The sequence below is a fragment of the Bacillus sp. 1780r2a1 genome (genome assembly GCA_024134725.1).
Classification (GTDB): Bacteria; Bacillota; Bacilli; order Bacillales; family Bacillaceae_H; genus Priestia; species Priestia aryabhattai_A.
The window spans coordinates 3,616,301-3,638,558 of sequence record CP099863.1; the positions used below are offsets into that span (position 1 = coordinate 3,616,301).

The following is a 22,258-nucleotide window of genomic DNA, read 5'->3' on the forward strand; positions in this document are numbered from 1 at the left end:
GCACCTCTCATATTTTAACCATCAATATAGTAAGAAAATTTTTAGAAACTTTTTGTGTTCACATTTTTCGGTCGAGAAACTGGCTCAGTTAACTTTTTTCCTTCTTCATTTGTTAACGTCTTCTTACCATCTACTTTAATCGCAACGCTCTCAACACCTTTTTGCTCTGTCAATGAAAGGACAAGTGAATCTAATACTTGTTGAGATACTTTGCTTCCTTTCAGATTACCAAAAATGTTTTCATTGAACGTTAACGTTAACTTACCATCCGCATATTTCGGCTTAGATACAAGCTGTGCATCTGGATTAAAGTCTGTAACAAGCCCTGAAGAAGCAGATGGGCCTTCCACTAACTCATTAACAATAGCTGTATACATATCGCTCTCATTCGCCTTGATTCGTTTCGTAACAGGAACGTAGTACGTGTGCTTCCCGTTTTGAGCTAAATAATAAACTGTAGCCGGCTTTGTTTGAGTAATATTTACAACACCTGCATTATCAAAGTTAATGCCATCCGCTCTGCTTAACCCTTCGCTAATTGGCGTATTATTAACTGGCATTGTGTCTTTATCATAACCATTAATACGAAGCTTAACTTTTTTTACTCCGTCAAACTGAGTAAGCGTCCAAGTAATCGCTTGTAAAATACGCAGTTCATCTTCTTTTTTATAATTGGCAAACTCAGGTGAAAAATCAGCAATCATCGTCCCATCTTTTTCCAACTTTGTTCCTAATACGCGGGTATCTGCTGGCAACACTGCGCGGAAACCATCTGGCAACAGATTTGAAACTTCTCCACCTTCAATTAAATACTCAAGGGATTGTTTTGCAACACCTTTTTCATTCGGCATAGTTAATGTTTGAGGCACAACATAGCCATTTTTATCAATTAAATAAACTTCTGTTTTATTTTCAGCTTTAGACTTTGCTGCTTCTTTTTTTTGATCGTTTCCTTCTTTTGCTACTTTACCTTCGGTTTCCAATGCTTTTTCATCTTTAACATAGGTGACATCTTTTGGTGGATCAATTTCTGCCGTTTTTTCACCGCCAAACATCCCACACCCCGATAATAGTACCGATGTAGCTACCACTGCTGACACCATGATAAGATTTGTCTTTTTAGACATTTCTTCCCCTCCTCAGACGGTTTGTACTATTATGTATACGAGCCTTTTTTTATTTTAGACCGAAGGAATTTATTTTTTCATACGAAAGGAGCAGCGACCTCTCACTGCTCCTTTCGTATTGATTATAAAACAATATGATTTACGTTATACACCGGATGTTCAAACCACTTCGATGCAATAGATTGAAAAAGCTCAACCGATCCCGTTGTAAAAAATTGATGCTCAGGTAATTCATCGCTTGATGCTAGTAAATTACTATAGGATAAGATAGCGCTCACCTCAATCGCTGTCTCCTCACCAGAGCTTATCAGCTGGACACCACTTCCAATTACCTGTTGAATAACTGGTCGTAACAGCGGGTAGTGAGTACATCCTAAAATCAACGTATCAATATCCGTGTTAGTCAACGGCCTTAAGGTTTCCTTTACAATCCGTAAAGCTTCGTCACTTTCATAATTACCGCTCTCGACTAACGGTACAAATAGTGGGCAAGCTAGATTATCTACTTCTACTCGATTATGCAAAGCTTTAAGAGCATGTGTATATGCCTGGCTCTTGACCGTACCGTTTGTTCCGATGACACCTATTTTATGATTTTTCGTCACTTTAAGCGCTGCACGAGAACCAGGTTGAATGACCCCAAGTACAGGAATATCTAACTGCTGCTGAATCTCTTCAAGCACAACAGCCGTAGCTGTATTACAGGCAATGACGAGCATCTTTATATTGCGCTCTACTAAATAATTCGTCATCTCCCAAGTAAAAGCTTTCACTTCTTCACTTGGTCGGGGCCCATATGGACAGCGGGCTGTATCTCCGATATACATAATCTGTTCTTTCGGAAGCTGTCTCATAATTTCTTTCGCAACAGTTAATCCACCTACACCTGAATCAATAACACCTATTGGTCTACTCACAAAAATCGCCTCATTTTTCTTTCATTTCATCATGTAATCTCTTTAATTTACCTTGAAGATCTTTTATTTCCTCTTTTGAAAAGTCACTCAGTACACCTTCTAGATAACCTCTTCTTTTATAAATGACTTCTTCAATAATTCGCTCTCCTTCCGGAAGCAAATGGATACGAACAACTCGTCTATCTTTTGGATCTTTTACTCTTATCACCAATTTGTTTTTTTCCATACGATCTACTAAATCAGTTGTGGTACTGCAAGCTAAATAAATTCGATTAGACAAATCACCAATTGTCATATCTCCACGCTCAAACAACCACTGTAATGCAATAAATTGGGGCGGAGTAATTGAATACTGACCTAAAATTTCTCTACCTTTTTGCTTAATGATTGCTTCAATATGCCGAAGCGACCTTTCCAACTCTACTACCATGCTTTCATCTTGATCTCGCAATCATATACCACCTTTCTAACCTTCTAAGGAATTGACCTTATTTCTATTTTTATCTGAACACATAGTGCGCTATGTATTTTCATAACCATCATATTTATTGTCCTCTTTTTCATGCTCTTTTTCAAGCTAGAACTTAAACAGCTGTGTAAAATTTAACCCTTCATTTAGATAAATAAAAAAAGAAGCTCGCATAATGAGCTTCTTTAAAAGAATAAATCTAAGATAAAATACGCAATTGCTGCTAACGTAGCGGAGATTGGCAACGTAATAACCCATGTAATTAGCATGCGCTGTGCCGTCCCCCACTTAACACCTTTAATACGATGAGCTGAGCCAACACCAAGGATTGATGATGAAATAACATGCGTCGTACTAACTGGTAGGTGAATAAAAGTCGCTCCAAAAATAATCGCTGCACCGGTTAAATCTGCTGCTACACCGTTTACCGGGCGAATCTTCATAATCTTACCACCAACTGTTTTGATGATTTTCCAACCACCAACAGATGTTCCAATTCCCATTGCTAATGCACAAGAGAGCTGTACCCACCACTGAATATCAGTTGAGCTCTGCATGTTATTTGCAATTAAAGCCATTGTAATAATCCCCATCGCTTTTTGAGCATCGTTCGTTCCGTGAGTGTAAGATTGTAATGCCGCTGTTAAGATTTGAACATGTCGAAACTGCTTGTTAGTCTTAGATAAATTGCTATTATGTTTAAAGACTAACTTTATAATGGTATATACAATATAACCAACCACAAAAGCAAGAATTGGTGAGAAGATAAGAGCTTGAATAATTTTGATAAAACCACCATAGTTTAACGCACCAAATCCCGCTGCTGCAATGGCAGCTCCTGCAATAGCACCGATAATAGCATGAGAAGAACTACTAGGTATTCCGTAGTACCACGTAATTAAATTCCACGCAATTGCAGCGATTAACGCAGCTAGTATTACAACGGATCCATTTTGAAGTGTAAATGGATCAACGATATCTTTTGTAATTGTTTTTGCAACTCCTGTAAAAGTCATTGCGCCTACAAAGTTCATTGTTGCCGCCATAATAATGGCATGTCTAGGCTTTAACGCTTTTGTTGAAACAGACGTAGCAATTGCATTTGCTGTATCATGAAATCCGTTGATAAAATCAAAGGCAAGCGCTCCAACAACAACAAGGATAGTTAAAAGTAACAGTGAATCCAATTTTATTGCCCCTTTACGCGTTCTTCATGATAACTGTTTCTAAGTTATTAGCAACAGTCTGACAGTAATCTGCCACTTCTTCTAATATTTCATAAATTTCTTTATACTGAATTACTTTAATTGGATCTTTACATGTAGAAAACAGTTGCTTCAATGCTTTTCTATATAAAATATCGCATTGAGACTCATACTCTTTAATTTTAATTGCATGTGCACTAATTTGAGATAATTTCTTTTCAGATAAAAGATTGATTGTTACTAAAATTTCTGCTGCACAGCTTTGAATATTCTTCACAAATTCTTTTACATATTCATCAAATTTTGCAATTGAGTAAATTTCCAGCATAGCAGCAAAATTATCAATACCATCTAATACGTCATCTAGACTCATCGCTAATTGTAAAATATCCTCACGTTCAATCGGTGTGATAAATGCTTTATTTAGTTCTGTAATTACTGTATGAACATACTGGTCACCTTTTGATTCGTATGCTTTTAATACATTAGCGAATTCTTTTAAATCTGATACATTGTTTAATTCAAAGTTACCTAAAAAGTCAGCTGATTCTTTTAGGTTTTGAGCAATATCAAGCAACATTTCAGAAAATTTGTCTTTTTTCCTTTTAATCACGGTAAAGCCTCCATCCAATTTATTAACCTCTATAAGGACTCGTTATATGTAATTTTTTTAGTCCCTATTTTAATCAAGCTTTTATCATAGATTATGTCTTTTTACATCATTCGACAAAAACTTAGCTTTTTCACTGAATTTTTTAATACCAAAACAAAAATTACTCCTATTATGCATGAATGTCAATATGTTTTCAGATGAATTGTAAAGACTTAACTTTACAATTTTATTCCCTTATTATACAAATCCTTGTTGTATCAAGGGATAACAAACAATTGGATAATATTGAGATTTACAAACTTTTAACATTTTTGTTTATTCAGAAAATTAAATCGAAATCAAGAAGAAGGGGAGTACTTAAATTCTCCCCTCTTTTTTTCTTATTTAATTGTTATGTTTGATTAAATATATTTTTCACCTTTGGCGTAACATCATGACTACCTTTTTTTACATCCTCAACCATCATAGCTACCAGTAAATGCGGTGACTCCGTATCGACTGCTACAAACCAACCATTCTCTTTTCCTTTTTCCCCTTGAGAAAGTTTTAACTCTGCTGTACCAGTTTTTCCAGCAAGTGTTAAACCATTTATCTTCGCTTCTTTTGCTGTGCCATTAGAATCTTCAATAACACCAATCAGACTTTCCTTAATGTTTAAAGCTGCTTCATTGCTCATTACATCTTTCTTCCAAAATTCTAGCTCTGCTTCTTCATTCATAATAAGCTTTGGTTTAATCATATTACCATCGTTTACAATAGAAGAATAAATAGATGCTAGATGGAGAGGACTAACCTGTACTTCTCCTTGTCCATACGCTGAATTTGCTAAAAGAAGTTCAGAGTCTATAGAATTACTTTGTGAAATTTTAGATGTTTGAAACGGAAAATCAATTGGTAACTTTTCGTTAAAGCCGAATTTTTCACTACCTTGCTCAAACGCTTTTACTCCTAATTCTGTTATGGCTTGGGCAAAATAAATATTATCTGATGTGACAAGCGCATCTCGAAAATTCACATTAGGCTGACTGCCTACACGTGTGATATAAAAATCACCCCAACCGCTATCTTTTTGCCATTTATCACCGATTTTCCTCTTTTCGCTCAAATCAAATTTCCCACTATCAGCAATCAGTGCTGCAGATAATAATTTAAATGTAGAGCCAGGTGAATATGTTTTGTTAAAACGATTTAATAGCGGCTTATCTGCATCGTTAGATAATTTACTATACTCTGTAGATGTAATTCCCAAAGAAAAATGGTTTGGGTTAAAAGAAGGTGCACTAACCATTCCTAATACATCTCCTGTTAAAGGATGAATTGCAACTCCTAGACCCTTTTCGCCTTTTACTTGTTCATACAGCTTTTTTTGCATATCTGCATCTACCGTCAGCTTCAAGTCTTTTCCATTTTCAACTTTCTTACTTGCAATTTCTTTTTTTATGTTACCATCAGAACCGATAATTGAAATGATGGCTCCATCTTTGGCACGCAAGGTCTTTTCATATTGAGCTTCTATACCAATTAAACCAGCGCTAGACTGGGAGTTGTACCCTTCACCTTTGTGTTCTGTTAAAAACTCTTCCGTCACGGGAGCTACATAACCTACTAGATGTGCACATGCTTCAGCACACGGATAAATACGTGCAGGTACATTATTTATTTGAACTCCTTCAACACTTAGAAGCTGCTCTTCTCCTTTTAAAGCTTCTTCTTCCGTCATGGTTTTGATTGGTACAAACTGGTCTTCTTTTACCCATGAAGCGTTAAGCGCCTTATCAATTTCTTCAGTAGATATATTTAAAAGCTTGCTTAAGCTCTCTTTATTCTCATCTAATTTTGCATTAAACTTTGCTGGCACAATTCCTATTTGAGAAGCATTTCCATTCTGAGCTAAATAGCTTCCAGAACGATCAGTAATCTCTCCACGTTCAGCTCGTAATGTTCTAACGCTTACTTCATCTCCTTGTGTCATTTCATCAAAAATCATATTAGGTTTCCAAGATACGTTCCACGTGCTTTGATCACCAACTTTTTCTTCAACCAATAGCACATTTTCTTTAAAAGAAATTTTACCAGCTACCGTATCCATGCTTATTTCAAACGGCAAAGAAATTTCACTATTTTCTGGCTTTTCTTCAGATTTTATAATCTTTACTTTTAAATTGGTTACTTCAGCTGCATTATAAATCTTTTGATATCTAGCTACAAACTCATCTTTTGCCAAATCTTTTTTAGCTTCTTGAGATAGATAAGAATACATGTCTTCAAATTTTTGGTCATTCCAAAGCTTCACATATTGTTTAAAGCGATCGTTTGCTGCTTCTTCATTTGAACAGCCCGCTATAATCATGATTAACAGCATCAAACAAAGCATTTTAAATCTTTTCATCGATTCATCCCCTTCACTTGTACTTTTTTCCTTTAATATTAAATTTTACATATACATTCTCAATTTAAGCAACTTTTTTCGTTCATTTGTTATACATCATACACATATGATTGTTTTCGACAAAAATTCAAGATGTTTTGCGAAATTTTTTTGAACAATTTGTGAATATTTTGTGTCTATTTTGTTAATCATTTGATATAATAAGTGTAAGAAGTTGTAAACAGGAGGCGATTAAAGTGAAAAAGTTCTTACAGTTTTACTTTTTATTTAGTTCTCTGTTCTGTTTTGGAAGCGTTTTCGTTTTGTTTCTCGTAAAAGAATATTATTTCGCACCTTTGTTTTTAACATTAGGATGCTTAAATATCTTCTTATTTAAAGTCTATATCCAGCAAACTAAAAAAGTCGATCAAGCTGTTCCTACTAAACCAAAACCAACAACCTAAAAAGCCGCTCTTTTATGAGTCGGCTTTTTTTTATTATCTATTATTTCGGAAACGAATGATTTGCTACCACTTCTCCAATAGGCGATTGAGTTTTTATACCTACAGGTAAAAGGGGAAACAGCAGCTCTGCTACATTATAAGCTTCTTCTAGATGTGGATAGCCAGATAAGATGAATGTATCCACTCCAATGGAATGATATTCCTTTATGCGTTTTGCTACATTTTCAGCACTCCCAACTAGTGCCGTACCAGCGCCTCCTCTAACCAATCCAACTCCAGCCCATAAATTAGGAGCTATAGTTAACTGGTCTCTTGTACCATGGTGAAGAGAAGACATTCTCTGTTGACCAACTGAATCATAACGAGCAAATGTAGCTTGTGCAGCTTGAATCGTTTTTTCATCCAGATGTTGAATTAATCTATCTGCTGCTTGCCATGCTTCCTCTTCTGTTTCACGAACAATAACATGCAAGCGGATACCAAACTTAATATCACGGCCATTTGCTTTTGTCTGAACAGCCTTTATCTTCTGTTTTACTTGTTCTACTGGTTCTCCCCAAGTTAAGTATACATCTGAATGCTGAGCTCCAACGTGCTGACCTGCTTCTGATGACCCTCCAAAATAGATAGGCGGATGTGGTTGTTGTACTGGCGGAAACAATAGCTCACTTTCTTTAACGCGAATATGACTTCCATGAAAGTTGACTTTCTCACCTTTTAATAACCTTTTCCATACCGATAGAAACTCATCAGTTACTTCATAACGCTCATTGTGATTTAAGAAAACACCATCCCCTGCAAGCTCAACTGGATCTCCTCCTGTTACAACGTTTACCAATAAGCGGCCATTTGAGATTCTGTCCAACGTCGATGTCATCCGGGCTGCTACCGTCGGTGTCATAATACCTGGACGAACGGCCACAAGGAACTTCAGACGCTCTGTTTCTGGAATTAACGATGCAGCCAACAGCCACGGGTCTTCGCAAGATTTACCAGTAGGTATAAGTACACCTTCGTATCCTAATCTATCAGCAGCTTGAGCAACTTGACGAAAATACGTATAGTCAGCTGATCTTCCTCGTTTATTTGTTCCTAAATAACGCCCATCGCCGTGAGACGGAATAAACCATAATATTTTCATAATCTTTCTCCCCTTTATTCGTTAATGTGTCCCTGTATAACTTTCTCTCCATTTCAATAACCGCTTTTCGAGCAGCCGAACAAATGAATCCGACAGTTTACCAACTACAGCAAAAATAATGATACCCACAAAAACAATATCTGTTTGAGAAAACTGTCTCGCATCCATAATCATATAACCAATACCTTCACTTGATCCCATAAGCTCTGCTACGACTAACCCTAGCCAAGCAATGCCCAGCGATAGTCTAATTCCTAACAGAATACTTGGTAAAGCAGCTGGAAGAATTAATCTTGTTACTTGCTTCCATCTGCTAAACTGTAAGATGCGAGCAACATCAAATAATTTTGAATCCACTCCTCTAATTCCTAAAAATGTGTTTACATAAATCGGAAAGAATGCTCCTTTAGCAATTAAAAGTACCTTTGACACTTCACCAAAACCAAACCACAAGATAAATAATGGAGCAACCGCTAGATGTGGTACCGTACGAAGCATTTGGATGGATGGATCCATATACGCTTCAGTTTTACTTGAAAATCCAACAATAATTCCAAAGACTAATCCAAGTCCCGCTCCAACTAAAAAACCAAGAGCAGCTCGAAAGATACTAACCTGCAAGTGGCTTGGAAGCTCTCCTGTTAGAATCAATTGTTGAAACGCGATAACAATATCTAAAGGTGTAGGCAGTACTGTACTCGATACAATCCCCATTGAACCAATAATTTGCCATACGATTGTTAGTAGAGTTGGAAATAATAAGCCTCTCAACAAAACTTTCTTTTTATTCTGACTTTTCGATTTGGTTTTTGTTTGATTTTCTTCACTCACAACCACTCTAGGCTGAATGTGACTCGTAACAGCAGTTGATTTCTCCACTTTATTCACCTTCTTCTAGCTCTTTCAGTGCTTTTTCAATATAGCTATTGTCCACAATCTTACTCGTATCGATCTTTTTCTTAATTACGCTTAATGAATACTGAAAGTCAGCTGTTTTCTGCTGTTCAGCAATAATCTCATCTGTAATAGGTATATTTATAGGTGGGTTATTTTCCAATACTTTCCTTACGATTTTAGAATCAATTTTCTTTTCTTTGGCAAAGATTTCTACCGTTTCGTCAAAGTTTTCGTTTTGCCATACACGTGCTTTTTCATAAACTTTTAAAAAGTGTACAACTAAGTCTGGATTTTCTTTTGCAAACTTTTCCCTTACAATGGTAAAACCTGGCGAATAAATCCCTAAAGATTCTCCATTTTCTAAAACTCGAGCTCCATTTTTAATTTCTTGAACTGAAATAAACGGCTCCCAAATTGCCCATGCATCAACTGATCCATTTTCAAATGCAGGCTGTGCTTCATCAGGTTGTAGCTGTATAATTTCAACGTCATCAGGCTTTAAACCAGCTTCATCAATTGCTCGATATAAGAAGTTAAAACCACTGCTTCCTTTAGCAACCGCTACTTTTTTTCCTTTTAAGTCTTTAATTGTATTAATCTTACTACCTCGTTGTACGACAATCGCGTTCCCTTTTAATCCATCACTTGCATTTGAGATTTCTAAAAATGGAATATCAGCCCCTTGAGCAGAAATAACAGGCGAATTGCCTACTTGCCCAAAGTCTAAACGATCTGATGCAATTCCTTCAAAATGTGGCGGACCGCTCTGAAACTCTGTCCACTTTACTTTTACGCCAATCTTTTCGAATTCTTCTTCAAACCATCCTTTATTTTTAGCCAATAATAATGGGCCTAAGCTTTGTTGAATACCAATGGTAACTGTTTTCGCTTTTTGTTCTGTATTGGCTGACGATGAGCTGCATCCTGCTATGACTAATAAAGCTAAAAAAAGTACGATTAAACTTATTTTCTTCACTGTACCATTCCTCCAATTGTTTTAGTGAATACCAACTTCTTCAAACTCTTTTAATACACGGTGTCTCATTTTTTGAAAGGATTGATCAGCTTTCCTTCTTGGATAAGGCAAATCAATTGGTATTATACTGCGAACTTTTCCTGGCTTCGCACTCATAACCATTACTTTATTAGCTAAATAAATAGATTCGTCTAAGTCATGCGTCACAAAAATCATTGTCGTTTTCTTTTGGTTCCAAATCTCTAAAAGTACATCTTGTAAATGTGTACGCGTAAACGCATCTAAAGCTCCGAAAGGTTCATCCAACAACAGTACGTCTGGATTTCTTAAAAGCGCTCTAGCAATTGCTACTCGCTGAGACATTCCACCAGACAGCTCACGAGGATACGACTTTTCAAAACCTTGCAAGCGAACAATACCAATTAACTCATCTACTTTTTTACGAATCTGCTTATCTTTTAACGACAAATCTGCTGCAATATTTTCTTCAACCGTTAACCATGGAAACAAACGATGTTCTTGAAAAATCATTCCTTTTTTTAAAGATGGACCCTCAACTACCTGGCCATCGAGTTTCACGCTTCCATCAAAGTCTGTATCTAACCCTGCAATCATTTTTAACAACGTACTTTTCCCGCAACCGCTAGGGCCAATCAACGTAACAAAATCTCCTTGCTCAATATCAACAGTTACATCTTCTAACACAACAGTAAATTTATTATTATTTACAAAACGCTTTGTGATTCTTTCTAAACGTACACTCAATGATTTACCCCCTTTGTGATAAACAAACAATGTATTGCTTTTTTACAGAAACAATCCACGTAATCACCCCCAAAAAATAAGAAAAGCTCCTACCTAAAATAGGTAGAAGCTTTCGGTTGGCCGATCAGCAATTACTCAAAATAACAATCTATTCGTTTGATTATTTTGAATTTTATCACATTATTCCGATTTGTCAACTAAGATTAATAAGACTTTTCAACCTTTTTCCATTTAAAAACTTTATTTAACAATCCATAAATCATCTTTGATTCTTTTGTTAATAATGGGCCAAGAATGGCTAAAATGAGTACATACAGAGCGGCAAATGGCTGTAAAATTGAAGCCAGTCCACCCGCTATACCAATATTGGCCATAATAATTGAGAACTCCCCCCGTGACACAATTGTTAACCCAATATTTGTTGATGCTTTGTGAGATAAACCACTTCTCCGACCTGCTATCATACCAGCCGTGAAATTCCCTATGATTGTTAAAACAACTGCCCCGGTTGCTAACCATGCAGCATCTAATAACGTTAAAGGATCAATACTTAATCCAAAACTAAAGAAGAAAATCGCACCAAAGAAATCTCTAAATGGAATGACTAAATGTTCAATGCGATCCCGGTGCTCCGTTTCTGAAAACACTAGGCCTAACAACAATGCTCCGATTGCTTCTGCAACGTGAATTGTTTCTGAAAATCCAGCAACAAAAAACAGCGTTGCAAATATAACAATAATAAAGATTTCATTAGAAGAAATATTTAATAGTTTGTTGAGTAAAGGCGTTGCTTTTCGAGCAACAATAAAGAACAACAGCATGTAACCAAATGCAATTAAAACCGATAGAACAGAGCTCAAGACGGATGTGTGGTCACCGAGTACAAGCCCTGACACGACGGATAAATAGACTGCTAGGAAAATATCTTCAAACATAATAATCCCTAAAATAAGTTCTGTTTCTGGATTAGCCGTTCGCTTTAAATCAACCAGAACTTTAGCAACAATTGCACTTGAAGAAATCGTAATAATACCAGCCATAATCAGTACTTCTAAAAGAGGATAACCTGTCAAGTATCCATACAACAAACCAAGACTAAAGTTAATTAAGATATAAATGGAACCACCAACGGCGATAGACCGCCCCGATTTAATTAACTTTCCCACTGAAAATTCCAACCCCAAGTAAAAGAGAAGAAATAGCACTCCAATCCTGCCCATAAAAGAGATAATTTCTTCACTTTCAATAAACTTAAAGCTTAGGTCTCCAAATTCTGGAGCATGCGGACCCACAGCCATTCCTAATAAGATTAAAAATGGAATAATAGTAAATTTTAATTTATTTGCCAAAACAGCAGCTACTGCCACTAATACTAGCGCTGTTCCTACTTCAAAAACTAAATGATCCATGGATTAAGCGCTACCTCCTTTTGAAAGAAGCTCTGCAATTAACCTTTTCAGGTTGCCTCTTTCACCAGAAATAACGAGCGTATCTCCTTCTTCAATGACGGTATCTGGACCAGGACTAGAAAGCTTTGTTTTAGGTCCTTTCATAATCGCGATAATGGTTACGTCATAATTACTACGAACATCAATATTACCAATTGTTTGATTATGAGCTTCTGCACCAGGCTCGACCTTATACCATTCAATGATAAGATCATTAAAGGCAACCTCGATTGTTTCCATCGCCTTTGGCTTATAAATCATGCCTCCTAAAATGGCAGCTAACTGTCTTGCTTCCGTATCGTTAAGCGTAATATCAAATGCGCTTTCTTCTAAGTCTCTTTTGTCAAAGTAATATACTTCACGACGACCGTCATCATGAAGAATAATGACAATACGATTTCCTTCCTGTGTATCAATCTCAAATTTCCTTCCGATACCTGGAAGCTCAGATTCTCTAATAACCATAAATAAACAGCTCCTATAAGATTAATAGTGTTTTTTTCACAGTCAATCATTTTTAAATAGAATAATTTTAAACAATAAAAGTATTGAGGTTTGGAGTTTTAAAAGTGACGTTTAATACATAAAAATGCGCACAACAAATAGCCTTATTAAACATCATTTTTTAGTAAGGTAAAAGTAGAATTTAAGTTGTTGAATGGTCAGAGGTAATTTGTTTGAAATTGTTTTGCATAAATAAAGGATTGTCGGAGAATAAAAGACTCTTTTTGACTTTCATATAGTTGAGGTTGTTCATCTTTAATAATAGGTAAAACAGGTGTATATCCCGTCTCCAATGATAAATTAAAATGCTTAGTAATTGGTTTTAAACCAGGTGAGTGCTGTACGCTTTCCGTAGGGTGATTTAAGGCTACAGTATCCACAGTAGAATATGGCTGTGTGCCATCATTGAACGAAACTGGCAAATTTCCTAAAGGTAAACCAAGCAGCATAAACAACATTATTGAAAACCATACTTTCCTCATATCTACACCTCCTTTTTTCTAAAATAGAGAAATTTTTTCTCACTATTCATTATACGGAGGATATGTTTTGTATTCAAGCGATAAGTTTCATTTATGTATATTTTTATTTATCCCAACTTTCCCTAATGATACATTCAAAGTAACTAACAAAAAGCGGGTTCCCAAAAGGGATACCCCGCTCATGTTATAATTCAAGTTCCCCCATACGAAGGAGTTCGACAACTGCTTGAGAACGCCCCTTAACTCCAAGCTTTTGCATCGCATTTGAAATGTGATTGCGCACTGTTTTCTCGCTAATGAATAGTTCACTCGCGATTTCTTTTGTTGTTTTGTCTTGTACTAGAAGTTCAAATACTTCTCTTTCACGCTTTGTCAGCAGTGGTTTAGGTTGAAACTCTTTTTCTTTCAATGTAACCCTCCTTGCCTGATCCTGAGTTGAACTATCGGATGGGTGTAAATTTAGTCACCATATCTTATGTAGGAAGTAATAAATGGGTTACTGTATTCTAAGTTTTTTTAAATAAAAAAGAGCTCCGCAGCTGGAAAAGCTGTTGAGCTCTTTTTCTATTATACTTGATCGCTACCAAAGAAGTTACGGAATGCTTGAATAGTTGTGTCTCGGTTAAGCGCTGCAATTGATGTTGTTAATGGAATACCTTTTGGGCAAGACTGCACGCAGTTTTGTGAGTTACCGCAGTTTGCAAGGCCTCCATCTTCCATGATTGCTTCTAGTCTTTCTCCTTTATTCATAGCTCCAGTTGGATGAGCATTAAATAAACGTACTTGAGAAAGTGGTGCTGGCCCGATGAAGTTTGATTTATCATTAACGTTTGGACATGCTTCTAAGCAAACCCCACACGTCATACATTTTGAAAGTTCGTATGCCCACTGACGCTTTTTCTCAGGCATACGAGGACCTGGTCCTAAGTCGTATGTTCCATCAATTGGAACCCATGCTTTTACTTTCTTTAATGAGTCAAACATTCTGCTTCGATCAACTTGTAAGTCACGAACAACAGGAAATGTCTTCATTGGCTGAAGTTGAATCGGCTGTTCTAACTTATCTACTAGAGCTGTACAAGATTGGCGCGGCTTGCCGTTGATGACCATTGAACATGCTCCACAAACCTCTTCTAAGCAGTTCATATCCCAGTTAATAGGCGTTGTTTCATTTCCGTTTGCATCAACAGGGTTACGGCGAATTTCCATTAGTGCAGAAATTACGTTCATATTTGGACGATAAGGTATCTCAAATTCTTGATTATAAGGAGCTGTCTCTGGCGAATCTTGACGAGTAATAACAAAACGAACTGTTTTTTGTGCCGTTTGTTGTGCACTCATTTAACGAACCCCCTCTTGTTGTTTTTTCGTTACTTTTTTCTCATCTTTTTTCTTTGTGTAGTCACGTTTACGTGGCTTAATTAATGACACGTCTACTTCTTCATAATGGAAAGCTGGTGCCTTTTTCTTATCAACAAATTGAGCCATTGTTGTTTTTAAGAATTCTTCATCGTTACGATCTGGGAATTCAGGCTTGTAGTGAGCGCCACGGCTTTCGTTACGATTATATGCCCCTAGCGTAACTACGCGAGAAAGCTGAAGCATATTTTGAAGCTGACGAGTAAACGTTGCACCTTGGTTACTCCATTTTGCTGTGTCGTTAATATTAATACGATCATAGCGTTCAATAAGCTCTTGAATTTTCTCATCTGTTTGTAATAGCTTGTCATTATAACGCACAACTGTCACGTTGTCAGTCATCCATTCTCCTAACTCTTTATGAAGAATATACGCGTTTTCTGTCCCATCCATTGACATAATGCTTTGCCATTTTTCTTCTTCCTGTTTTACATGTTGATCATACAGGCTTGTTGGTAGAGCATCCGCACTTTTCTCTAAACCTTTAATGTAATCAACAGCTTTTGGACCGGCAACCATACCGCCATAAATCGCTGACAGAAGTGAATTAGCACCTAAGCGATTTGCACCGTGCTGAGAATAATCACACTCGCCTGCCGCAAACAGACCTGGGATATTTGTCATTTGATCATAGTCTACCCACAGTCCGCCCATTGAATAGTGAACAGCTGGGAAGATTTTCATTGGTACTTTACGTGGGTCATCCCCCATGAATTTTTCATAAATTTCAATGATACCACCAAGCTTAATATCAAGTTCTTTTGGGTCTTTATGAGAGAGATCTAAATACACCATGTTTTCGCCGTTAATACCAAGTTTTTGCGCTACACACACATCAAATATTTCACGTGTTGCAATGTCACGAGGTACCAAGTTACCATAAGCAGGATATTTTTCTTCTAAGAAATACCAAGGTTTACCGTCTTTATATGTCCAAACACGTCCACCTTCACCACGAGCTGATTCACTCATTAAGCGAAGCTTATCGTCTCCAGGAATAGCTGTTGGATGAATTTGGATAAACTCTCCATTTGAATAGTATGCTCCTTGTTGGTACACAATTGATGCCGCTGAACCAGTATTAATAACTGAGTTCGTTGATTTTCCGAAAACAATACCAGGTCCACCTGTTGCCATGATTACCGCATCTGCAGGGAATGTTTTAATTTCCATAGACTTTAAATCTTGTGCAGTAATCCCTCGACAGGTGCGCTCGTCATCCAATACTGCCCCTAAGAACTCCCAACCTTCATACTTTGTTACGAGTCCTGCTACTTCATAACGACGAACTTGCTCATCTAGTGCATACAGAAGTTGTTGACCTGTTGTTGCGCCTGCAAAGGCCGTTCTGTGATGCTGTGTTCCTCCGAATCGTCTGAAGTCTAACAAACCTTCAGGAGTACGGTTAAACATAACACCCATACGGTCCAATAAGTGAATAATTCCTGGAGCAGCTTCACACATTGCTTTTACTGGAGGTTGATTGGCTAAAAAGTCTCCGCCGTATACCGTATCGTCAAAGTGTTCCCATGGTGAATCTCCTTCACCTTTTGTATTTACAGCTCCGTTAATACCACCTTGAGCGCAAACTGAGTGAGATCTCTTCACTGGAACTAATGAAAACAAATCAACTTGTTTGCCAGACTCAGCAATTTTAATTGTCGCCATTAAGCCCGCTAAGCCGCCACCAACAACAATAATTCTTCCTTTACTCATTGTAACCTCACTCCTTTAAAACGTGATTTTATGCGAATGCGAATAATGTGCGTACACCTACAAATGTTAATGCGAAGAAAATCGCTAACGTTACATATGTTGAGATTCGTTGTGAGCGAGGTGTTACAGTTAACCCCCAGCTAACTCCAAATGACCATAATCCATTAGCAAAATGAAAAATTGTTGAAACAACACCCACAATGTAAAATGCCATCATACCAGGATTACTTAAAATATCCTGCATCATATTAAAATCTACTTTTTGACCAAGTGCAGCTTGAATACGTGTTTCCCAAACATGCCATGTAATAAAAATAAGCGTTATCACGCCAGATACACGTTGTAAGACAAACATCCAGTTACGGAAAAAACCGTATCTACTTACACTCGTTTTGGCAGTAAACGCAATATACAAGCCATAGATAGCATGAAATAAAATAGGTAAGAAGATAATAAAGATTTCAAGTGCGTAGCGAAAAGGTAAGCTTTCCATAAAATGAGCTGCTTGATTAAATGCTTCTTCTCCCTTTGTTGCAAAGTGGTTGACAACCAGATGTTGGACTAAAAATATGCCTACTGGTATGACACCTAGTAAAGAATGTAGTTTGCGATACTGAAACTCTTTGTTCGCCGCCATGTGCGTATACCCCCCTTAGTTAGATAAACAATGTTAGTGAAAACAAAGCTCCCGAATAAAATAAATAGATTGATACAGTAGAAAATGAAAACCTTTGCATTCTCTATTAAAATATGTGACACATCAATTTTACTCCCATCAACATAGAGCGTCAAGATAAGATGTTTAAATCTTCATTAAAATATAAATTTATGAAAAATTAAGTTTGTTAACGCTTACTGAGTTGTCGTTATAGGATTTTAGATTTTTTACACTTCTTATTGTACACCTTTATGTAACCGTTTTCTACAAAAGATTACGACTTCCTATAAAAGGATATTCATTTTATTGCACAATAATTTTTTTACGTATTTTGAAAACTTATAGACGTAACAACAACTTCAAAGGATTTGCTTGATTTATTTTTAAAAAAAGATGAGAGACCTGTGTAATTTGTATATAATAGATGTAAAGAAAGAGGGGAAAAAATGAGCAATCAACAAACTGAAACACAGCAAGAAATCGTTGAAATTGAAGAAATCGATCAAACCGATACTCCACAAGTACCTACAACTCCTTATTTTGGATACAGCTTACTTCGAGATGTGTTAATTCCAGAGCTTCTTAGCAGTGATACAAATGAAATCTCGTACTGGGCAGGAAAGCAGTTAGCACGAAAATTCCCACTTTCCTCTGTTGAAGAGATTAGCGGCTTTTTTATAAAAGCTGGTTGGGGACAATTAACCATTTTAAAAACGGAAAAATATAACATTGAAATGGAATTAACAGGTGAAGTTGTGAAGCGAAGATTTACTGAGTATCCAAATTCATCTTTTCATCTTGAAGCTGGCTTTGTTGCTGAACAAGTTCAGCAGTTAAAAAACTGCCTAACAGAAACCTATTTAACAAATAAAGAAAAAGCAGGCAAAATCCTGTTTTCAGTTCAATGGGATAAAAAAGATATCATTACACCTGAAACTAGAGCGGAAAGATATAAGAAATAAAAGCGGGCAAAGCCCGCTTTTTATTATTGAACTTGATAAATATCTTGCTCTTCTAATTCAAAAGCAGTATGTAATGTTTCTACCGCTTTGACCATTTCTTTATGTGGAACAACTGTTGATACTTTAATTTCAGATGTGCTTACCATTTTCACTTCAATTTCTTCCACAGCTAATACTTCAAACATATCAGCCGCAACGCCAGGATTTGAAATCATCCCCGAACCAACAATTGAAACTTTAGCTAAGCCACTTTCATGCTCCACTTTTTTATGACCAACTATGTCTTTTAATTGAGATAACACTGACAAAGTTGTATCCGTATCTTCTGTTTTAATAGAGAAAGAAATGGATAAACGGTTGTCTGACGTAACATTTTGAATAATGATATCTACATTGACATGTTCTTTTGCTAATGCTGTAAAAATGGTTGATAACGTCTGCAGCTCATTATTTAGCCCTTCAATGGTGACTCTTGAGATATTGTCTTCAAATGCGATTCCTCTTACTACTAAGTTTTGTTCCATTGATACTTCCTCCTCCACAATCGTTCCTCTTTCTGTTACTAAGCTTGACCTTACCTCTAGTGGCACCTGATAGTTTTTTGCAAACTCTACTGCTCGAGGATGCAATACGCCCGCCCCTAAATTTGCAAGCTCTAGCATTTCATCATATGAAATAGACTGCAGTTTACGAGCACCTTGTACGTAGCGAGGGTCAGTTGTAAACACTCCCGTTACGTCTGTATAAATATCGCACTTATCTGCTTTTAATGCTGCTGCTAAAGCAACGGCTGTTGTATCAGATCCGCCTCTGCCTAATGTTGTAATGCTGTTATCTTCTGACATTCCCTGAAACCCTGCTACAACCACAATATGATTTTTTTTCAAACGCTCTGCAATAGCTTGTTCATTAATCTTGGTGATGCGTGCATTTCCATGCTGAGCTTCCGTACAAATTCCTGCCTGCCACCCTGTATAGGACGTAGCTTCATAACCTTTTTCTTGCAGCGCCATTGTAAGAAGGGAAATCGTTACTTGCTCACCAGTTGTTAGTAGCATATCCATTTCTCGTTTACTTGGCTTACTTGTAATTTCCCCTGCCAATCTTACTAGTTCGTCTGTTGTTTTTCCCATTGCTGATACTACCACTATTACCTGGTTACCTCGCTGAACTTCTTGAATTACTCGATTGGCTACATTCTGAATTCGCTCGGTTGATCCAACAGAAGTACCACCAAATTTTTGAACGATTAATCCCATAAGTATTCTCACCCTTTCTTTTATTTTCAATATGATAAAGAGGCGATCTATTGCTTAAGCTCAGACAATAAAAAAAGCAATGAGATTGATATCTCATTGCTTAACGAACGAAAAGTATATAAAACGTTCAATGCCGTGAGATAGCTCTCCAAGAAACATATTCTTGACAATCCTACATTTATTCAACGCAGAACCAGCAAATGACTCTATGAGATGTCATTCACTTCGGCAAATTTCCCTTTCCACATTCGTCTTTAGAGCTCATACTCTTCAAAACGTGTACTCTTAAAATTTGCACCTCTATCTTCACTTCAGTTTAATGAAGTGTCATATGAAATTATGTTCTAGCTTATCAGAGTTTAAACTGGAATTCAATACTAATTTTTTAAGGCTTCAACAATTTGCTCTGCAACCGACCTTGGAACTCCTGCATTTTGAATCTCTTCGATTGATGCTTCTTTCATTTTTTTAACAGACCCAAACTTTTGCAATAATGCTCTTTTACGCTTTTCTCCCACTCCTGGAATATTGTCTAATACAGACTGAAAAGCAGACTTAGAACGAACTTGCCGATGAAACGTAATAGCAAAGCGGTGAACCTCATCTTGAATTCGTTGAAGCAAATAGAACTCCTGGCTGTTACGCTCAAGTGGAACAATTTCAGGAGGGTCTCCAATCATTAAGTTAGATGTTCTATGCTTTTCATCTTTTACTAACCCAGCTGTAGGAATAAGCAACCCTAGTTCATTTTCCAAAACATCTTGAACAGCTGCTAAATGACCTTTTCCACCGTCCACAATAAGTAAATCTGGTAAAGGTAAACCTTCTTTTAATACGCGCATATATCGTCTTCTTACCACTTCACGCATTGAACCATAATCATCAGGGCCTTCAACTGTTTTAATTTTATATTTTCGATATTCCTTTTTTTCAGGCTTACCGTCAACAAAAACGATCATAGCAGAAACTGGATCTGTTCCTTGAATGTTAGAATTGTCAAAAGCTTCAATGCGATAAGGAGCTTCAATTCCTAGTGCTTGTCCTAGCCGTTCCACAGCACCAACAGTACGCTGTTCATCTCGTTCAATTAAATAAAACTTTTCTTTCAAAGCGATTTGGGCATTTTTTGAAGCAAGCTCAACAAGCTCTTTCTTTTTGCCTCGTTTTGGATGCTGAACGTCCACTTCTAACAGCTGTTCTGCAAGGTCTGCATTTACGGTTGCTGGTACAAGTACTTCTTTAGGCTTTAAGTTTTTCCCATAAAATTGTCCAATAAACGTTAAGAAATCTTCTTCTGGTTCGTTGTAAAACGGAAACATAGATACTTCGCGCTCAATTAGCTTTCCTTGTCGAATAAAGAAGACTTGCACACACATCCAACCCTTATCATAGGAGTAGCCAAATACATCACGATTAATAAAATCATTGAACGTTACCTTTTGCTTCTCCATTGTAGCTTCAATATGAGCAATTTGATCTCGATACTCTTTTGCACGTTCAAAGTCTAGCTCTTCTGAAGCTTTCAACATCTTTTCTGTCAATTCAATTTTCACCTGTTCATATCCACCGCTTAGAAAGCGCGTAATATTGTCAATAATTTCTTTGTTCTGGCTATCTGTAATATCATATACACAGGGAGCTAGGCACTGTTCAATATGGTAATATAAACATGCTCGATTAGGCATTGTCGTGCATTTGCGCAAAGGGTAAATACGATCTAATAGCCGCTTGGTTTCATTGGCAGCTTGAACGTTTGGATACGGTCCAAAATATTTCCCTTTATCCTTTTTAATTTTGCGCGTAATGACAAGTCGAGGGTGTTTTTCACTCGTAATTTTAATGAAGGGATATCCCTTATCGTCTTTCAGCATAATATTATATTTAGGGTCATGTTTTTTAATTAAATTCATTTCTAAAATAAGGGCTTCTAAATCTGAAGATGTCACAATATACTCAAAATCTACAATATCGTTAACTAGCCGCAGCGTTTTTCCATCATGAGACCCTGTGAAATAAGAACGAACTCGATTTTTTAAAACCTTTGCTTTTCCAACATAAATAACCGTTCCATGCTTATCTTTCATTAAATAACAACCCGGTTGCTCAGGTAAAATTACCAGTTTTTCTTTTAAATAAGGATTCATGTTGCTCTCCTTCCTTTAATACTCTTAACTTTCGCCAAAGTCTTCTTGCTTATCTATATTTATTATTCATCCATACAAAAATAAAAGGAAACGAATAAATGTTCGTTTCCTTTTATTATATCACTTTTAGAAAAAATGTACGAAACCGCCAATAAGATATAAGTAGTAAAAAAACCTAGCTGTAGCTAGGTTTTTATTACTTACGCGTGCTTATCAACTAATTCGGCTAATGCTTCTTTTGGTTGGTAACCAATAACTTGGTCTACCTTTTGCCCGTCTTTAAATAAGATTAAAGTTGGGATACTCATTACGCCGTGGCTACCAGCAGTTTCTTGGTTTTCATCCACGTCTACTTTTACGATTTTCACTTTCTCACCGTATTCTTGATCTAATTCTTCAAGAACTGGAGCGATCATTTTACATGGTCCACACCATGGTGCCCAAAAATCAACAAGAACTAGCCCTGAACCGATTTCATTTGAAAAAGTTTGATCTGTTGCGTGTGCAATTGCCATTCTAATTCCTCCTAAATATATGCTATATCTACATGATAAAGAAAGTATACCACCTTCATATAACAGTGGCTATTTATTTGCTTATACTTTTTAGCATATCAGTAACAACTTATTTACTACATAATACAGTCCTTTACAGACATGGAACATCTAAGGGCGAGTCATGCTAGATGACTTTATATAATACCTGTATCCTATTTTACACACCT

At 36.7% G+C, this 22,258-nt stretch carries 22 protein-coding genes and 1 riboswitch; of the genes, 2 read left to right on the forward strand and 20 right to left on the reverse strand.

Annotated features, from left to right (window positions below; genetic code table 11):
* Positions 1–41 precede the first annotated feature (41 nt).
* From NIZ91_18245 to NIZ91_18270, 6 genes are all read right to left on the reverse strand, one after another.
* Entirely contained in the window at positions 42–1,127 is a 1,086-nt protein-coding gene (locus tag NIZ91_18245; protein USY54651.1) for a GerMN domain-containing protein, read from the reverse strand.
* Positions 1,128–1,249: 122 nt separating this feature from the next.
* Entirely contained in the window at positions 1,250–2,050 is an 801-nt protein-coding gene (gene racE, locus NIZ91_18250; protein ID USY57223.1) for a glutamate racemase, read from the reverse strand.
* A gap of 4 nt (positions 2,051–2,054) precedes the next feature.
* Entirely contained in the window at positions 2,055–2,474 is a 420-nt protein-coding gene (locus NIZ91_18255) for a MarR family transcriptional regulator (protein ID USY57224.1), read from the reverse strand.
* A gap of 224 nt (positions 2,475–2,698) precedes the next feature.
* Positions 2,699–3,700, reverse strand: a complete 1,002-nt coding sequence (locus tag NIZ91_18260; protein ID USY54652.1) for an inorganic phosphate transporter — start codon at positions 3,698–3,700, stop codon at positions 2,699–2,701.
* Positions 3,701–3,713: 13 nt separating this feature from the next.
* Entirely contained in the window at positions 3,714–4,298 is a 585-nt protein-coding gene (locus NIZ91_18265; GenBank protein USY57225.1) for a DUF47 domain-containing protein, read from the reverse strand.
* A gap of 424 nt (positions 4,299–4,722) precedes the next feature.
* On the reverse strand, positions 4,723–6,720 hold the full coding sequence (locus NIZ91_18270) for a penicillin-binding transpeptidase domain-containing protein (GenBank protein ID USY54653.1): 1,998 nt from the start codon (positions 6,718–6,720) through the stop codon (positions 4,723–4,725).
* A gap of 236 nt (positions 6,721–6,956) precedes the next feature.
* Between NIZ91_18270 and NIZ91_18275 the strand changes: the two genes are divergently transcribed.
* A complete protein-coding gene (locus tag NIZ91_18275; protein USY54654.1) occupies positions 6,957–7,163 on the forward strand; it encodes a hypothetical protein in 207 nt (68 codons plus the stop codon).
* Positions 7,164–7,203: 40 nt separating this feature from the next.
* On the opposite strand, the gene ssuD is transcribed toward NIZ91_18275, so the two are convergent.
* The 11 genes from ssuD to NIZ91_18330 all read right to left on the reverse strand — a co-directional run bounded on the left by ssuD (position 7,204) and on the right by NIZ91_18330 (position 17,148).
* Complete coding sequence (ssuD, locus tag NIZ91_18280; GenBank protein ID USY54655.1) at positions 7,204–8,304, reverse strand: FMNH2-dependent alkanesulfonate monooxygenase; 1,101 nt, start codon at positions 8,302–8,304, stop codon at positions 7,204–7,206.
* 21 nt (positions 8,305–8,325) lie between these two features.
* Positions 8,326–9,135 carry an ABC transporter permease gene (locus tag NIZ91_18285; GenBank protein USY57226.1) on the reverse strand — a complete coding sequence of 270 codons (810 nt, stop codon included), beginning with the start codon at positions 9,133–9,135 and terminating at the stop codon, positions 8,326–8,328.
* 49 nt (positions 9,136–9,184) lie between these two features.
* Positions 9,185–10,177 (reverse strand): aliphatic sulfonate ABC transporter substrate-binding protein, encoded by a 993-nt coding sequence (locus NIZ91_18290; GenBank protein ID USY54656.1) that lies wholly within the window; start codon positions 10,175–10,177, stop codon positions 9,185–9,187.
* A gap of 21 nt (positions 10,178–10,198) precedes the next feature.
* Entirely contained in the window at positions 10,199–10,942 is a 744-nt protein-coding gene (locus NIZ91_18295) for an ABC transporter ATP-binding protein (GenBank protein ID USY54657.1), read from the reverse strand.
* A 203-nt stretch (positions 10,943–11,145) separates the two neighbouring features.
* Positions 11,146–12,351 (reverse strand): cation:proton antiporter, encoded by a 1,206-nt coding sequence (locus tag NIZ91_18300; protein USY54658.1) that lies wholly within the window; start codon positions 12,349–12,351, stop codon positions 11,146–11,148.
* Positions 12,352–12,354: 3 nt separating this feature from the next.
* The gene (locus tag NIZ91_18305; GenBank protein ID USY54659.1) at positions 12,355–12,855 is read right to left on the reverse strand and encodes a cation:proton antiporter regulatory subunit; all 501 of its coding nucleotides are present in this window, start codon (positions 12,853–12,855) and stop codon (positions 12,355–12,357) included.
* A gap of 197 nt (positions 12,856–13,052) precedes the next feature.
* On the reverse strand, positions 13,053–13,376 hold the full coding sequence (locus NIZ91_18310; GenBank protein ID USY54660.1) for a hypothetical protein: 324 nt from the start codon (positions 13,374–13,376) through the stop codon (positions 13,053–13,055).
* A gap of 184 nt (positions 13,377–13,560) precedes the next feature.
* Complete coding sequence (gerE, locus tag NIZ91_18315; GenBank protein ID USY54661.1) at positions 13,561–13,785, reverse strand: spore germination transcription factor GerE; 225 nt, start codon at positions 13,783–13,785, stop codon at positions 13,561–13,563.
* Positions 13,786–13,943: 158 nt separating this feature from the next.
* Complete coding sequence (gene sdhB / locus NIZ91_18320) at positions 13,944–14,717, reverse strand: succinate dehydrogenase iron-sulfur subunit (GenBank protein ID USY54662.1); 774 nt, start codon at positions 14,715–14,717, stop codon at positions 13,944–13,946.
* Positions 14,718–16,511, reverse strand: a complete 1,794-nt coding sequence (sdhA, locus tag NIZ91_18325) for a succinate dehydrogenase flavoprotein subunit (protein ID USY54663.1) — start codon at positions 16,509–16,511, stop codon at positions 14,718–14,720.
* 28 nt (positions 16,512–16,539) lie between these two features.
* Positions 16,540–17,148 carry a succinate dehydrogenase cytochrome b558 subunit gene (locus NIZ91_18330; protein USY54664.1) on the reverse strand — a complete coding sequence of 203 codons (609 nt, stop codon included), beginning with the start codon at positions 17,146–17,148 and terminating at the stop codon, positions 16,540–16,542.
* A 467-nt stretch (positions 17,149–17,615) separates the two neighbouring features.
* Here NIZ91_18330 and NIZ91_18335 point away from each other — a divergent pair, with 467 nt between their 5' ends.
* On the forward strand, positions 17,616–18,131 hold the full coding sequence (locus NIZ91_18335) for a YslB family protein (protein USY54665.1): 516 nt from the start codon (positions 17,616–17,618) through the stop codon (positions 18,129–18,131).
* Between the two features lie 23 nt (positions 18,132–18,154).
* On the opposite strand, the gene NIZ91_18340 is transcribed toward NIZ91_18335, so the two are convergent.
* The 3 genes from NIZ91_18340 to trxA all read right to left on the reverse strand — a co-directional run bounded on the left by NIZ91_18340 (position 18,155) and on the right by trxA (position 22,049).
* On the reverse strand, positions 18,155–19,390 hold the full coding sequence (locus NIZ91_18340) for an aspartate kinase (GenBank protein USY54666.1): 1,236 nt from the start codon (positions 19,388–19,390) through the stop codon (positions 18,155–18,157).
* A 133-nt stretch (positions 19,391–19,523) separates the two neighbouring features.
* A riboswitch (Lysine riboswitch) is annotated at positions 19,524–19,701 on the reverse strand.
* 66 nt (positions 19,702–19,767) lie between these two features.
* Complete coding sequence (gene uvrC / locus NIZ91_18345) at positions 19,768–21,534, reverse strand: excinuclease ABC subunit UvrC (protein ID USY54667.1); 1,767 nt, start codon at positions 21,532–21,534, stop codon at positions 19,768–19,770.
* A 200-nt stretch (positions 21,535–21,734) separates the two neighbouring features.
* Complete coding sequence (gene trxA, locus NIZ91_18350; protein ID USY54668.1) at positions 21,735–22,049, reverse strand: thioredoxin; 315 nt, start codon at positions 22,047–22,049, stop codon at positions 21,735–21,737.
* Positions 22,050–22,258 lie beyond the last annotated feature (209 nt).

Excerpts from the sequence above, each read along its gene's own strand:
- uvrC (USY54667.1), bottom strand. The coding sequence starts at position 21,534 with ATGAATCCTTATTTAAAAGAAAAACTGGTAATTTTACCTGAGCAACCG.
- NIZ91_18340 (USY54666.1), bottom strand. The coding sequence starts at position 19,390 with ATGGGATTAATCGTTCAAAAATTTGGTGGTACTTCTGTTGGATCAACC.
- trxA (USY54668.1), bottom strand. The coding sequence starts at position 22,049 with ATGGCAATTGCACACGCAACAGATCAAACTTTTTCAAATGAAATCGGT.
- sdhB (USY54662.1), bottom strand. The coding sequence starts at position 14,717 with ATGAGTGCACAACAAACGGCACAAAAAACAGTTCGTTTTGTTATTACT.
- NIZ91_18265 (USY57225.1), bottom strand. The coding sequence starts at position 4,298 with ATGTTGCTTGATATTGCTCAAAACCTAAAAGAATCAGCTGACTTTTTA.
- NIZ91_18255 (USY57224.1), bottom strand. The coding sequence starts at position 2,474 with ATGGTAGTAGAGTTGGAAAGGTCGCTTCGGCATATTGAAGCAATCATT.
- NIZ91_18330 (USY54664.1), bottom strand. The coding sequence starts at position 17,148 with ATGGCGGCGAACAAAGAGTTTCAGTATCGCAAACTACATTCTTTACTA.
- NIZ91_18270 (USY54653.1), bottom strand. The coding sequence starts at position 6,720 with ATGAAAAGATTTAAAATGCTTTGTTTGATGCTGTTAATCATGATTATA.
- NIZ91_18310 (USY54660.1), bottom strand. The coding sequence starts at position 13,376 with ATGAGGAAAGTATGGTTTTCAATAATGTTGTTTATGCTGCTTGGTTTA.
- NIZ91_18305 (USY54659.1), bottom strand. The coding sequence starts at position 12,855 with ATGGTTATTAGAGAATCTGAGCTTCCAGGTATCGGAAGGAAATTTGAG.
- ssuD (USY54655.1), bottom strand. The coding sequence starts at position 8,304 with ATGAAAATATTATGGTTTATTCCGTCTCACGGCGATGGGCGTTATTTA.
- NIZ91_18245 (USY54651.1), bottom strand. The coding sequence starts at position 1,127 with ATGTCTAAAAAGACAAATCTTATCATGGTGTCAGCAGTGGTAGCTACA.
- NIZ91_18300 (USY54658.1), bottom strand. The coding sequence starts at position 12,351 with ATGGATCATTTAGTTTTTGAAGTAGGAACAGCGCTAGTATTAGTGGCA.
- NIZ91_18335 (USY54665.1), top strand. The coding sequence starts at position 17,616 with ATGAGCAATCAACAAACTGAAACACAGCAAGAAATCGTTGAAATTGAA.
- sdhA (USY54663.1), bottom strand. The coding sequence starts at position 16,511 with ATGAGTAAAGGAAGAATTATTGTTGTTGGTGGCGGCTTAGCGGGCTTA.